Genomic DNA, 14134 nt, shown 5'->3' on the forward strand with positions numbered 1-14134 from the left:
CGCCCCCTACTTCGGGCTGTCGTCCTCGCCGATGTGGTGCACCCGGACCATGTTCGTCGAGCCCGAGACCCCGGGGGGTGAGCCTGCCGTGATGACGACCACGTCGCCCTGCTCGCAGCGGCCGTACTTCAGCAGCAGCTCGTCCACCTGTTCGACCATCGCGTCCGTGGAGTCGACGTGCGGGCCCAGGAAGGTCTCCGCGCCCCAGGTGAGGCTGAGCTGGGAGCGGGTGGAGGGTTCCGGGGTGAAGGCCAGGAGGGGGATCGGAGAGCGGTAGCGGGAGAGGCGGCGGGCCGTGTCGCCGGACTGGGTGAAGGCGACCAGGAACTTCGCGCCGAGGAAGTCGCCCATCTCGGCCGCCGCGCGAGCGACAGCGCCGCCCTGGGTGCGGGGCTTGTTGCTCTCGGTCAGCGGCGGCAGCCCCTTGGCGAGGATGTCCTCCTCGGCCGCTTCGACGATTTTCGCCATGGTGCGGACGGTCTCGATCGGGTACTTGCCGACGCTCGTCTCGCCGGACAGCATCACCGCGTCCGTGCCGTCGATCACCGCGTTCGCGACGTCGGAGGCCTCCGCGCGGGTCGGGCGGGAGTTGTCGATCATCGAGTCGAGCATCTGCGTCGCCACGATCACCGGCTTGGCGTTGCGCTTCGCCAGCTTGATCGCGCGCTTCTGGACGATGGGGACCTGTTCGAGGGGCATCTCCACGCCCAGGTCTCCTCGGGCGACCATGATGCCGTCGAAGGCGGCGACGATGTCGTCGATCGCGTCGACGGCCTGCGGCTTCTCCACCTTGGCGATGACGGGGAGCCGGCGCCCCTCCTCGGCCATGATGCGGTGCACGTCCTCGACGTCCCGGCCGCTGCGGACGAAGGACAGGGCGATGACGTCGAAGCCCGTGCGCAGCGCCCAGCGCAGGTCCGCCTCGTCCTTGTCGGAGAGGGCGGGGACGGAGACGGCGACGCCGGGGAGGTTGAGGCCCTTGTGGTCGGAGACCATGCCGCCTTCGACGACGGTGGTGTGGACGCGCGGTCCGTCGACCTTGGTGACCTCCAGGCAGACCTTGCCGTCGTCGACGAGGATCCGTTCGCCGGGGGTGACGTCGGCGGCGAGGCCGGAGTAGGTGGTTCCGCAGGTGTGGCCGTCACCTTCGGCGCCTTCCTCGACGGTGATGGTGAAGCTGTCGCCGCGTTCAAGGAGTACGGGGCCTTCGGTGAAGCGGCCGAGCCGGATCTTCGGGCCCTGAAGGTCGGCGAGGAGTCCGACGCTGCGGCCGCTCTCGTCGGCGGCCTTGCGAACGCGCTGGTAGCGCTCCTCGTGCTCGGCGTGGCTGCCGTGGCTGAGGTTGAAGCGGGCGACGTCCATTCCGGCGTCGACCAGGGCTTTGATCTGGTCGTACGAGTCGGTGGCGGGGCCCAGTGTGCAGACGATCTTTGCTCGGCGCATGGTTCGAGCCTAGGCCTTACCGGCGGGTAGCGAACTGGGCGGACATGACTACTCAACAACCGTTGGGTGACGGGCTGTTGACAAGTATTGAATTGTGCGGGGGGCCGCTCCGATGAGCATTCGAGCGGCCCGGGCGTACCGCGCCGATTTGCTCCAGTGACGCCTACAGCCGGGGCGGTTCCATGGTGAACCGGGCGTTGACCGTGGCGTTCACGCGCTGCCGCTGGGGTTCGAGGTCGAGCGCCGCGGGGGTGTCCTCGGCGGCCGCCCCGTAGGCCATGGAGCGCATCCGGCCGCCGGGGGCCTGGGGGTACGGCGGCGGGGCGCCCTCCGCTCCGATGTCGGCGAGTTCCACCAGCGCCGCGAGTGAGGTGCCGAGCGCCTCCGCGTACTCCCGTGCTCGTTGCACCGCCTCCCGCACCGCCTGTTGCCGGGCCTGGCGGTAGGCCGGCGAGTCGGGGCGCAGGGCCCACCAGGGGCCGTCGACGCGGGTGAGGTCGAGGTCGGCCAGTCGGGTGGTGAGTTCGCCCAGGGCGGTGAAGTCGGTGAGCTCGGCGGTGATGTGGACGCGTCCGTGGTAGGCGTGGACTCGTTCGCCGCGGCCCTTCTCCTTCAGTTCGGGGCTGATGGAGAAGGCGCCGGTCTCCAGGTGTTCCACCGCGTCGCCGTAGCTCTTGACGAGGTCGAGGACGGTGGCGTTGCGCTGGGTGAGGTCGTCGAGGGCGGCGCGGCGGTCCCGGCCGCGGGAGGCGACGGTGACGCCGATGCGGGCGATCTCGGGGTCCACCTCGAGGCGGGCCTCGCCGCGGACGGCGATCCGGGGGGCGTCGGGGGTGCCGTAGGGGACGGCGGGCTGGGGAGCGTCCGGCGAAGGGGTGGTCATGCGCCCCACTCTGTCACTTCTGGGTCGATAACGGCCTCGGGAAGGGCGAGTTGAGTCATCAGATCGCAACCTGCGGGACCTGTTGCCGCTTGCCATGGCCGGGTCAGAATCTACGCGTGTCGTTGACCTTTTCCCCAGGAGATCCAGACATGCCCTTGAACCGCCGGAAGTTCCTGAAGAAGTCCGCCGCGACCGGAGCGGGGGTGGCGCTGGCGAGCGCGGTGGCGGCTCCGGCGGCCGAGGCCGCGCAGAAGCCCGCCCCTCGGCGGTACTCGCTGACCGTCATGGGCACGACCGACCTGCACGGGCACGTCTTCAACTGGGACTACTTCAAGGACGCGGAGTACTCCGACAAGGCCGGCAACGCCCAGGGCCTGGCCCGTGTCTCGACCCTGGTGAACCAGGTGCGCGCGGAGAAGGGCCGCTGCAACACGCTGCTCCTCGACGCGGGCGACACGATCCAGGGCACCCCGATGACGTACTACTACGCGAAGGTGGACCCGATCACCGCGAAGGGCGGCCCGGTGCACCCGATGGCGCAGGCGATGAACGCGATCGGGTACGACGCGGCGGCGCTGGGCAACCACGAGTTCAACTACGGTCTGGAGACGCTGCGCGCCTTCGAGAAGCAGCTGCGTTTCCCCCTGCTGGGGGCGAACGCGCTGGACGCGAGGACGCAAAGGCCGGCCTTCCCGCCGTACGTCATCAAGAAGTTCCCTGTGCCGGGTCTTCCGCCGGTGAAGGTCGCGGTCCTCGGGCTCACCAATCCCGGTATCGCGATCTGGGACAAGGCGTATGTGCAGGGGAAGCTGGAGTTCCCGGGTCTTGAGGAACAGGCCGCGAAGTGGGTGCCGAGGCTGAAGTCGATGGGCGCCGACGTGGTGGTCGTGTCCGCGCACAGCGGCTCCTCCGGCACCTCCTCCTACGGTGACCAGGTGCCGTACGTGGAGAACTCGGCGGCGCTGGTGGCGCAGCAGGTGCCGGACATCGACGCGATCCTGGTGGGCCACGCGCACGTGGAGATCCCGGAGTTGAAGGTCACCAACGCCACCACGGGCAGGACGGTGGTGCTCTCGGAGCCGCTGGCGTTCGCGGAGCGGCTGTCCGTCTTCGACGTCGAGCTGGTCTTCGCGAAGGGGCGCTGGACCGTCGAGTCGGTCTCGTCGAAGGTGCTGAACTCCAACACCGTGGCCGACGACCCGAAGATCACCAAGCTGCTGTCGGACGAGCACGCGAAGGTCGTCGAGTACGTCAACCAGGTCGTCGGCACGGCGACCGAGACGCTCACGACGGTCGAGGCCCGCTACGAGGACGCGCCGATCATCGACCTGATCACCAAGGTCCAGGAGGACGTGGTGAAGGCGGCGCTGGCGGGCACGTCGTACGCCTCGCTGCCCGTCGTCGCGCAGGCCTCCCCCTTCTCCCGCACCTCGGAGATCCCGGCCGGCAAGGTGACGATCCGGGATCTGTCGAGCCTGTACGTGTACGACAACACGCTGGTCGCCAAGCTGCTGACGGGTGCTCAGCTGCGGGCGTACCTGGAGTACTCGGCGGAGTACTTCGTGCAGACGGCGGCCGACGCGGTGGTGGACGTGGAGAAGCTGACCAACGCCGGCGGCCGCCCGGACTACAACTACGACTACGTGTCAGGCCTTTCGTACGACATCGACATCTCCCGGCCGGCCGGTTCGCGGATCGGGAACCTCAGCTACGCCGGTGCCCCGCTGGAGGACACGCAGCAGTTCGTGTTGGCGGTGAACAACTACCGTGCCAACGGCGGCGGCGCGTTCCCGCATGTGGCGTCCGCGCAGGAGCTGTGGTCGGAGTCGACGGAGATCCGTACGCGGATCGCGGAGTGGGTGACGGCGAAGGGCGTGCTGGACCCGAAGGACTTCGCGTCGGTGGACTGGAAGCTGACCCGGGCCGGAACGCCGGTCTTCTGACGCCCGTCTTCAGAACGCCGTGTTCTAGAGGTCCAGTTCTAGAGGTCCAGCAGGCTTACGTCGATGGCGTCGGCAATGGCTTTGGCGCCGGCGTCGTTGACGTGGAGGCCGTCGCCGGCGTTGAACTCGGCGCGGATCCGGTCGGGTTCGTCCGGGTCGGCGACGGCGGCGGCGACGTCGACGACCGCGTCGAAGCTGTGGCCGTCGCCGAGCAGCCAGGCGTTGACCTCGCGGCGCACGGCCTGTCCGGCCTCGGTGTCGTAGCCGTCGTAGACGGTGCCCCGGTAGGGGCCGATGGTGGATCCGATGACGGTGAGCCCGGCCCGGTGCAGCCGGTCGGCGAGGGCGGTGAGGCCTGCGGTGAACTCGGCGGCGCTGGGGCCCTCGGCGGGGTCGGGGTAGGCGATGGTGCCGGGCAGGCCGAGGTCGTTGAGGCCGACGTGGATCAGGACGTGGCTGACGCCCGGGACGGCAAGGACGTCGTGGTCGATGCGGGACAGCAGGTGGTCGCCGATCTCGTCGGTGAGCAGACGGTTGCCGGAGACGCCCTGGTTGACGATCCAGCCTCGGGTGAGGCGGCGGCCGAGCTGGGAGGGGAAGCTGTTGTCGGCGCCGGGTGTGGTGGCGGCGCCCTCGATCCAGGAGTCGCCGAACGCGACGGCGATCCGGGTGCCCTCGGGGGCGAGGACGTCGACGCCGGTGAGGTAGTGGCCGAGGGGCAACTCCTCCGCGCCCTCCAGGGTTTCGGCGGACAGTTGGTCACCGGGGACGGCGTAACCGATGTCGTAGGGCACCGCGCTGTAGGTGCTCAGCCCGGTCTCGCCCGGCAGATGGAGACTGACGGTCAGCTCCTCCCCCGCGCTGACGGGCAGTTCGACCGCATCGCTGACGATCTCCTCGCCCACGGGGACGTCGACCGTCCCGGCGCCGGAGAAACGCAGTGGGGTGTCGCTGGCGGGGTCGATGCCGCTGCCCCGGGTGCGGACGGCGAGGTGGGCGCCGCCGATGCGCAGGGGCTCCTTGCCGTAGCGGTTGCTGAGCCGCACCCGCAGCGCCTCGCCTCCTCCCGCGAGGCGCACCGACTGCCGGACGGTCTGGCCGCTGAAGCCGCGGGGTTCGAACAGGTGGAAGGCCTCGTACGGGTTGATGACGGCGGAGCGGTGGGCTGCGATCCAGGTGGTGGTCATGTGCGGAGCCAACACCGCCGCCGTCGGAGGTCTTCCTTCCCGGGCCGGTTGTTTACCTTCCCTCGACCAGCGGGGTGAGGACCTGGGCCGCCTGCCGGGCCTGCGGGATCTGCGGCTGGTGCGGTTCGAGCCCGAAGGTGGTGAAGGCCGTGCGGGCCGGCAGCGGATAGGTCTCCTTCCCGGTGAGGGAGTTGAGGATGGTGGCGCTGCGCCAGGCGGCGAGGCCGAGGTCGGGGGTGCCGACGCCGTGGGTGTGGCGTTCGGCGTTCTGGACGTGGATCGCGCCGGTCACCGCGGGGTCGAGGACGAGGCGGAAGCGGTCGTCGACGCGGGGGCGCTCGCGGCTGTCGCGGCGCATGTAGGGGTCGAGACCGGCCAGGAGGCGGTCGAGGGGGCGTTCGCGGTAGCCGGTGGCGAGGACGACGGCGTCGGTGGTGAGGCGGGAGCGGGTGTTCTGTTGGACGTGCTCCAGGTGGAGCTCGACCTTGGTCGTCGCGATGCGGCCCGCGGTACGGACGCGGACGCCCGGGGTGAGGACGGTGTCGGGCCAGCCGCCGTGCAGGGTGCGGCGGTAGAGCTCGTCGTGGATGGCGGCGATGGTGTCGGCGTCGATGCCCTTGTGGAGCTGCCACTGGGTGGGGACGAGGCGGTCGCGGACGCCTTCGGGCAGGGCGTGGAAGTAGCGGGTGTAGTCGGGGGTGAAGTGTTCGAGGCCGAGCTTGGAGTACTCCATGGGCGCGAAGGCCTCGGTGCGGCCGAGCCAGTGCAGGCACTCGCGGCCGACGGGGCGGGCGCGCAGCAGGTCGAGGAAGACCTCGGCGCCGGACTGTCCCGAGCCGATGACGGTGACGTGCCCGGCGGCTAGCAGACGGTCGCGGTGGGCGAGGTAGTCGGCGGCGTGCACGACGGGCACGGCGGGTGCCTCGACGAGCGGCTTGAGGGGTTCGGGGACGTAGGGTTCGCTGCCGATGCCGAGGACGACGTTCCGCGTGTAGGTACGGCCCAGGGCCTCGGCCTCGCCGTCCGCGTCGAGCTGGGTGAAGTCGACCTCGAAGACGTCGCGTTCGGGGTTCCAGCGGACGGCGTCGACCTGGTGGCGGAAGTGCAGGCCCGGGAGGTGGTCGGCGACCCAGCGGCAGTAGGCGTCGTACTCGGCGCGCTGGATGTGGAAGCGCTCGGCGAAGTAGAAGGGGAAGAGCCGGTCGCGGGCCCTGAGGTGGTTGAGGAAGGTCCAGGGGCTCGCGGGGTCGGCGAGGGTCACCAGGTCGGCGAGGAAGGGGACCTGGATGCGGGCGCCGTCGATGAGGAGACCGGGGTGCCAGTCGAAGCCGGGGCGCTGTTCGTAGAAGACGGTGTCGAGTTCGGCGAGGGGGTGGGCGAGGGCGGCGAGGGAGAGGTTGAAGGGGCCGATGCCGATGCCGACCAGGTCGCGGGGGGCGTCGGGCTCGCGGTGTGGGGGGTGGGGGTGGGGGGTGCTGCTCATCGGTGGGGGCGTCCTTCCACGAGTTCTTCGACGGCTTTGAGCAGGTCGGCCAGATCGGTGGGCCGGGTGTGGGGGTTGAGGACCGTCGCTTTGAGCCACAGCCGGCCGTCGTCGGGACGCGCCCGGCCGAGGACCGCGCGGCCGCGGTGGAGGAGTTCTCGGCGTACGGCGGCGACGGCGGCGTCGGTTGCGTGTGCGGGCCGGAACAGGACCGTGCTGATGACGGGCCGGTCGTACAGCTCGAAGCCGGGACGGTCGGCCACGAGGTCCGCGAACTCGTGTGCGGTGGCGCAGACCTGGTCGACCAGCGCGCCGAGGCCCGCGCGGCCGAGGGTCTTGAGCGTGACGGCGGTCTTGAGGACGTCGGGGCGGCGGCTGGTGCGCAGGGAGCGGCCGAGGAGGTCGGGCAGGCCGGCCTCGGTGTCGTCGTCGGCGTTGAGGTAGTCGGCGCGCTGGTGCAGGGCGGCGAGGTCGTCGGGCTCGCGGACGGCGAGGAAGCCGGCGGCGACCGGCTGCCAGCCGAGTTTGTGCAGGTCGAGGGTGACGGTGTGGGCGGCGTCCAGGCCGGTGAGCTTGTCGCGGTGCCGGTCGCTGAACAGCAGGCCTCCGCCGTAGGCGGCGTCGATGTGCAGCCGGGCGCGGTGGGCTCGGCACACGTCGGCGATCTCGGGCAGGGGGTCGATGAGGCCCGCGTCGGTGGTGCCGGCGGTGGCGGCGACGAGGTGCGGTCCGGGGAGGGCGGCGAGGGCCGCGTCCAGGGCGGCGGGGTCGAGGACGCCCGCGGGGGTGGGGACGGTCAGGGGCTCGGGCAGCCCGAGCAGCCAGGCGGCGCGGGGCAGCGAGTGATGGGCGTTGGCCCCGACGACGAGCCGGACACCGGCGCCGAGAATCTCCCGGGCGAGCAGCAGGGCGAGTTGGTTGGATTCGGTGCCGCCGGTGGTGACCAGGGCGTCGGGCGGGGGTGGCGTGGGTGTTCCGGTGGCGGGCGCCTTCGCGTAGACCTCGGCTGCCAGCGCGCGGGTCACCAGCGCTTCCAGTTCGGAAGCGGCCGGGGCCTGGTCCCAGGAGTCCAGGGACGGGTTGAGGGCGCTCGCGGCGAGGTCGGCGGCGGTGGCGAGCGCGAGGGGCGGGCAGTGCAGGTGGGCGGCGCACAAGGGGTCGGCCGGGTCGGCGGAGCCTTCGGCGAGGGCGTGGACGAGGGCGCGCAGGGCGTCGGGGTCGCCGTGCCGCGGCAGTACGTCGCCCACGGCGGCCCGCACCCGCTCGGCGACCGCGTCGGGCCCGCCGGCGGGGAGGGGTCCTCCGCGCGCCCGTGTGCCGTCGGCGAGCGCGCCGAGCACGGTGTCGAGCAACGGCCGCAGCGCGTCGGGGCCCTCCGGGCCCGAGGCGAGGCTCGGTGTGCTCATGGGTTCCTCCCGGGCACGCGTGCAGAGGGAGTTCCAGCTTGTACCTGGATGAGCGCGCGTACCCGAAAGGTTCAACGAGCGAAACCCGAAAGGGTGTCCCGGCGGGAGGCGACCGAGGGGTGGCGCGGGGTGGCGGTGGCGCCCGCTACGAAACCCACCGCCACGGCCACCCCCTTGACACCGGAACGCACCCCGCCCACCCCGTGATGCGCTCCATCCTCAGACCATGCGCCACTCGCCCCGGGACGCGCTCCCACCCCCGTCCCCGCGCCATCTGACCCGGGACACGCTCCCAGCACCGGGCCCCGCGCCACCTGCCCCAGGACGCGCTCCCAGCCCCGGGGGCCCCGCGCCATTGACCCGGGACGCGCCCTCAGGCCCGCAACAGGCGCCACCTGACCCTGAACGCACCTCGACTCGTGAACGCGCGCCGCCAGGCCCGCGATGAGCCCCGGCCCAGGACGCACCCCGGCCCGGAGATACACCCCGCCCAGCCCTCAACGCGCCTCCGCCCCCGGGCCCCGCGCCACCTAACCCGGGACGCGCCCCCAGCCCCGGAACACGCTCCACCTGACCTGAACGCACCTCGACTCGTGAATGCGCGCCGCCAGGCCTGCGATGAGCCCCGGCCCGGAGGTACGCGCCGCCCCGCCCTGAATGCACCTCGACTCGTGAACGCGCGCCGCCAGGCCTGCGATGAGCCCCGGCCCAGGACGCACCCCGGCCCGGAGATACACCCCGCCCAGCCCTGAACGCGCCTCCGGCCCAGGGCCCCGCGCCACCTAACCCTGAACCCACCTCGACTCAGGAGTGCGCGCTGCCTGGGCTTGGATGCGCACCCAGCCCGGGACGCGCTCCGGCCCGGAGGCGCGCGTCGCCTTGCCCTGGGCGCGCCTCCGGCCCAGGAGCACGCGTCTCTTGACCCTAGATGCGCCCCCGACTCCGGAGTATGCGTCCCTCAGCCCCGCCAGCGCTTCGGCCCGAAGTGTGTTGCCGGACCAGGACGGGCCTCCAGCTCGGGTGTATGCGTCTCTCAGCCCTGGGCCCCCGGCCACGAAGCGACCGTCGCCAGGCCCGGCATGCACTCGCCACCCCGGAGTACGCCTCCCTCAGCCCCGCTGGCGCTCCGGCCACGAAGCGCGCGCCGTCAGGTCCTGGACGCGCCCCGACCCGGAGTCCGCGTCCCTCAGCCCTGCCGGCGCCCCGGTCACGATGCGTCCGTCGCCTGGACCTGGGGCGGGCACCCGGCAAGGGATGCGCCCCGCGACCATGCATGCGCTCCCGACCTCGGAGGGGGCATCCCCTAGCCCTGGCGGACGCGCAGCGCGCGTCCCAGGTCGTCCAGTTGGTCCACCAGTTTGCGGCGCAGGGCCGGGATCGGGTTTGCGTCGGTCAGGCAGGCCTCGCCGAGGCGGAGGGTTTCCTCGTCGACCGCGTGGGCCGGGAACGCCCAGCGGCCGGCGGCGTCGGCCATGGCGGGGCCGCGGCGGGCGGCGACGGCGACCGCGTCGGCGTAATAGCGCGGCACGTACTGCCGTACCAGATCGGCCTGTTCGGGCTGCCAGAAGCCCTGGGCGGTGGCGATGAACAGGTAGTTGGAGAGGTCGTCGCGCCCGAACATCCCCTCCCAGGCCCGCGCCTTGGCCTCGGGGTCCGGCAGCGCGGCCCGGCAGCGGGCGGCACCCTCCTGGCCGGCGGCGGAGGGGTCCCGCTCCAGTTCGGCGGCGATCGCGGCCTCGTCGGTGGCGCCGAGGACGGCGAGCCGCCCCAGCACGCGCCAGCGCAGCTCGGGGTCCAGTTCCGGTCCCCCGGGCACGGTGCCGTCGGCGAGCCAGGCGGCGATGGTGTCGGGCTGGGCGGCGACGTCGATGAAGTGGCGCACGGCGACCAGGCGCAGGCCGGGGTTGTCACCGTCCTCGGTGCGGCGGATGAGGTCGCGGCAGAGGGAGGTGAGGGTGGCGAGGGCGGCGGCGCGGCCCTCGGGGTCGACGTAGCGGCCGGCGATCTGGGCGGTGGCGAAGGCGAGGACGCCCTGGACGACGGCGAGGTCGGTCTCGTGCGGGAGGTGGGTGCGGGCGGCCTGGAGGTAGGCGGCGGGCGGGAGTTCACCGTCGCGCACCGCGTCGCGCAGGGCGTTCCACACGACCGCGCGGGTGAGCGGCTCGGGCAGGCCGCAGAGGTTCGCGGTGACCGTGTCGAAGGACTCGGCGTCGAAGCGGACCTTGGCGTAGGTGAGGTCGCCGTCGTTCAGCAGGAGCAGGGCGGGGCGCTTGCCGAGGGGGTGGGGCTCGCTCTGCGGGATGTCGAGGTCGAGGCGCTCGCGCAGCACCAGGTGGCGGCTCTCGTCGGCGACGTCCAGGTCGTAGAGGCCGACGGCGATGCGGTGCGGGCGGCTGCCGTTGTGCTCGACGGTGAGGGTGCGGGTGCCGTCGTCCGCGGCGGTGACCACGGGCGTGAGGGTGTCGACTCCGGTGGTGCGCAGCCAGGCGTCGGCCCAGGCGTGGACGTCGCGCTCGGTGGCGGAGGCGAGGGAGTCGATGAAGTCGGCGAGGGTGGCGTTGGCGAACCGGTGACGGGCGAAGTGGGTGTTGATGCCGGCCAGGAAGTCCTTCTCGCCGAGCCAGGCGACGAGCTGGCGCAGTGCGGAGGCGCCCTTGGCGTAGGAGATGCCGTCGAAGTTGAGCAGCGCGGAGGCGGTGTCCTCGACGGCCTCGGGGGCCACGGGGTGGGTGGAGGGACGCTGGTCGGCGTCGTAGCCCCAGGCCTTGCGGGCCACGCCGAAGTCGGTCCAGGTGTCGGTGAAGCGGGTCGCCTCGGTGAGGGTCTGGTAGCCCATGTACTCGGCGAAGGACTCGTTCAGCCAGATGTCGTCCCACCAGCGCAGGGTGACCAGGTCGCCGAACCACATGTGGGCCATCTCGTGGGCGATGACCATGGCACGGGTCTGGCGCTCGGTGTCGGTGACGGCGGAGCGGTAGACGAACTCGTCGCGGAAGGTGACGAGGCCGGGGTTCTCCATGGCGCCGGCGTTGAACTCGGGGACGAACGCCTGGTCGTAGGAGTCGAAGGGGTAGGGCTCGGCGAACTTCTCGTGGTAGCGGTCGTAGCACTGCCGGGTGATCTCGAACAGTTCGTCGGCGTCCGTGTCGAGGTAGGGGGCGAGCGAGCGGCGGCAGTGGATGCCGAAGGGAAGGCCGCGGTGTTCGGTGCGCACCGAGTGCCAGGGGCCGGCGGCGACGGCGACGAGGTAGGTGGAGATCAGCGGGGTGGACGCGGCCTTCCAACGGCCCTCGCCGAGGTGCTCGGTGATGCCGTTGGCCAGGACGCTCCAGCCGTCGGGGGCCTTGACGGTGAGGTCGAAGACGGCCTTGAGGTCGGGCTGGTCGAAGGCGGCGAAAACGCGCTGGACGTCGTCCATGAACAGCTGGGTGTAGAGGTAGGTCTCGCCGTCGGTGGGGTCGGTGAATCGGTGCATGCCCTCGCCGGTGCGGGAGTAGCGCATGGTGGCGTCGACGAGCAGTTCGTGTTCGCCGGCGGCGAGGCCGGTGAGGGGCAGCCGGTTGCCCTCGAAGGTGTCCAGGTCGAGGGCGTGGCCGTCGAGGAGCGCCTTGCGCAGTTCGGCCGGCTTGAGCTCGACGAAGGTGTCCGCGTCCGCGCGGGCCGTGAAGCGGATCACGGTACGGGACACGAAGATCTCGTCCCCTGCGGTCAGATCGAGGTCGATCGTGTAGCGGTGGACGTCGAGGAGACTGGCACGGGTCTGCGCTTCGTCGCGCGTCAGTACGGACATGCTGGTAATGCTGCCCGATGCCACTGACAAGGCACAGGGGCGGGCCGGTACGCGCCCTATGTCCGCTCCTGAGCCGGGGCGGCATCACCCGTGTCGCGCTGCAGCGGAACTCTGGCGTCCGGGTGGGGCAGGGCCGGGCGGGCGGCGGGGCCCGGCATGCCGTTGCCCTTGACCAGGGCGCGCAGGTCGCGGATCTCCTGTTCCAGGGCGAGGCTGCGGCGGTGGGCGTCGTAGAGGTAGCGGACCTTGGTGCGCAGCGACCAGGGGTCGATGGGCTTCGTGATCAGGTCGGCGACGCCGAGGCCGAAGGCGTTGGCGGTCAGTTCGTGGTCGAGCCCGAATCCGGTGAGCAGGATGACCGGTATGTGCTGGGTCTGCTCGACGCGGCGCATGTAGCGCACCACTTCCAGACCGCCGACGCCGGGCATGCGGACGTCGAGCAGCAGGAGGCCGACCTGCCCGCGGAGCACCTGCTTGAGCGCCTCGTCGCCGCTGGTGGCGCGGCCCAGCAGATAGCCCAGCGGGGCCAGGGCGCTCTCCAGCGCGTACAGCGTGTCCTCGTGGTCGTCGACGATGAGGATCTTGGCATCCGGCATGGCCCGACGTCCCTCCCGCGTGGACAACCAGCTTGTGACCGGAGCGCTGACACGGTGTGCCCGTCAGCTGACAAGGAGTGCACAGCGCAGCATGCCTCCTGCGGGCTCCGCTGTCACGTCCCCCGCGGTGTCGACCGAGGTCAATTCGCCGTTTTCGCGGAGCCGTTCACGGTGTCCTCCGCGATGCGTTCGTGGTGGCGGATCACCTCGGCGATGATGAAATTCAGGAACTTCTCAGCGAACGCCGGGTCGAGTTTGGCGCTTTCGGCCAGGCCGCGCAGGCGCTCGATCTGGCGGGCCTCGCGGGCCGGGTCGGCGGGCGGCAGCTGGTGGACGGCCTTGAGGTGGCCGACCTGCTGGGTGCACTTGAAGCGCTCGGCGAGCATGTGGACGACGGCCGCGTCGATGTTGTCGATGCTGTCGCGCAGCCGGGCGAGTTCCTCGCGGACGGCGGGGTCGATCTCGCCGGACGCGTTGTTGCTGGTGGTCATGGGCGCACAGCCTACGGGGCGGGGGTGTGCTCGATCATGGGCGGATCGTCGGGATCGGGCACCTGGTTGCTCCAGCCCCCGGGGACGGTGCGGAACTGCTGGGCGCGGAAGCGGACCGGCGCCATCCCGACGCGGCGGGTGAACAGCCGGGAGAAGTAGGCCGGATCGTCGTAGCCGACGCGGCGGGCGACGGCGGCGACGGGCAGTTCGGTGGCGGCGAGGAGTTCCTTGGCGCGGCCCAGCCGGATGCCGAGCAGGTAGTCCTTGGGGCTGCAGCCGGCGCCTCGGCGTACGGCGGTGCGCAGTTCGGCGGGGGTCATGCCGTGCCGGGCGGCGTGGTCGGCAACGCTCAGCGGCAGACAGGCGTCGCGGGCGAGGGCCTTGAGGACGGGGTCGCCGTCGGGCGCGAGGTCGGCCCGGGCACGGCGCAGGGCGACCAGCAGCTCGTGGACGGCGGCGCCGGTCTCCACCTCCAGCAGCGGGTTGCCGCGGCGGGCGGCCCGCGCGATGCGGCCGATCACGGCACGCGCGCCCGTGGCGTCGGAGAGCGGCACCACGGGCCGGTCCGGCTCGATGTAGCCGAGTTCTGTGTACGTGGCGGTGGCGGGCCCGTCGAAGACCACGAACCCCTCGTCCCAGCCGCCCTCGGCGCCGGCCCCGTAGTGGTGGGGCACTCCGGGCGTGAGCCACAGCAGGGCGGGCGCGGTGACGGTGGTGCGGCGGCCTTCGGCGTCGAGGAACCAGCCGCTGCCCGCGCTGACGACGATGGCGACGTGGTGGTCGAGGGTGCGGGGGCCGACGGTGGGCAGCGCGCCGTACTGCAGTCCGACGCCGAGGCAGACCAGGCCGAGCCGGTGGTGGGCCGGTCCGGGGGTGAAGAACCGCATCCAGGTGTGGTACATCCGCGCGCTC

Annotated in this window: 10 protein-coding genes; 1 reads left to right on the forward strand and 9 read right to left on the reverse strand. The window is 71.9% G+C overall.

The window, feature by feature from the left end; genetic code table 11:
* Positions 1-6 precede the first annotated feature (6 nt).
* Both pyk and ABZZ74_RS03545 read right to left on the reverse strand, forming a co-directional pair.
* On the reverse strand, positions 7-1443 hold the full coding sequence (gene pyk / locus ABZZ74_RS03540; RefSeq protein ID WP_356761523.1) for a pyruvate kinase: 1437 nt from the start codon (positions 1441-1443) through the stop codon (positions 7-9).
* A gap of 163 nt (positions 1444-1606) precedes the next feature.
* Positions 1607-2326 carry an SIMPL domain-containing protein gene (locus ABZZ74_RS03545; RefSeq protein ID WP_356761525.1) on the reverse strand — a complete coding sequence of 240 codons (720 nt, stop codon included), beginning with the start codon at positions 2324-2326 and terminating at the stop codon, positions 1607-1609.
* Between the two features lie 149 nt (positions 2327-2475).
* On the opposite strand from ABZZ74_RS03545, the gene ABZZ74_RS03550 reads away from it, so the two are divergent.
* Positions 2476-4269, forward strand: a complete 1794-nt coding sequence (locus ABZZ74_RS03550) for a 5'-nucleotidase C-terminal domain-containing protein (protein ID WP_356761527.1) — start codon at positions 2476-2478, stop codon at positions 4267-4269.
* Between the two features lie 38 nt (positions 4270-4307).
* Here the strand turns inward: ABZZ74_RS03550 and ABZZ74_RS03555 are convergent, their stop codons facing one another.
* The 7 genes from ABZZ74_RS03555 to ABZZ74_RS03585 all read right to left on the reverse strand — a co-directional run bounded on the left by ABZZ74_RS03555 (position 4308) and on the right by ABZZ74_RS03585 (position 14124).
* On the reverse strand, positions 4308-5456 hold the full coding sequence (locus ABZZ74_RS03555; protein ID WP_356761529.1) for a GDSL-type esterase/lipase family protein: 1149 nt from the start codon (positions 5454-5456) through the stop codon (positions 4308-4310).
* A 52-nt stretch (positions 5457-5508) separates the two neighbouring features.
* The gene (locus ABZZ74_RS03560) at positions 5509-6939 is read right to left on the reverse strand and encodes a SidA/IucD/PvdA family monooxygenase (protein WP_356761530.1); all 1431 of its coding nucleotides are present in this window, start codon (positions 6937-6939) and stop codon (positions 5509-5511) included.
* Complete coding sequence (locus ABZZ74_RS03565) at positions 6936-8345, reverse strand: aminotransferase class V-fold PLP-dependent enzyme (RefSeq protein ID WP_356761531.1); 1410 nt, start codon at positions 8343-8345, stop codon at positions 6936-6938. Before ABZZ74_RS03565 ends, ABZZ74_RS03560 begins: the two co-directional genes overlap by 4 nt.
* Before the next feature lie 1303 nt (positions 8346-9648).
* Positions 9649-12135 (reverse strand): aminopeptidase N, encoded by a 2487-nt coding sequence (gene pepN / locus ABZZ74_RS03570; RefSeq protein ID WP_356761532.1) that lies wholly within the window; start codon positions 12133-12135, stop codon positions 9649-9651.
* 56 nt (positions 12136-12191) lie between these two features.
* On the reverse strand, positions 12192-12731 hold the full coding sequence (locus ABZZ74_RS03575) for a response regulator (RefSeq protein WP_356761534.1): 540 nt from the start codon (positions 12729-12731) through the stop codon (positions 12192-12194).
* Between the two features lie 140 nt (positions 12732-12871).
* Complete coding sequence (locus tag ABZZ74_RS03580; RefSeq protein ID WP_356761535.1) at positions 12872-13222, reverse strand: chorismate mutase; 351 nt, start codon at positions 13220-13222, stop codon at positions 12872-12874.
* Positions 13223-13233: 11 nt separating this feature from the next.
* Positions 13234-14124, reverse strand: a complete 891-nt coding sequence (locus tag ABZZ74_RS03585; protein WP_356761536.1) for an AraC family transcriptional regulator — start codon at positions 14122-14124, stop codon at positions 13234-13236.
* Between the last annotated feature and the right edge of the window lie 10 nt (positions 14125-14134).

It is taken from the genome of Streptomyces sp. NPDC006476 (assembly GCF_040612015.1).
GTDB lineage: Bacteria > Actinomycetota > Actinomycetes > Streptomycetales > Streptomycetaceae > Streptomyces > Streptomyces griseorubiginosus_B.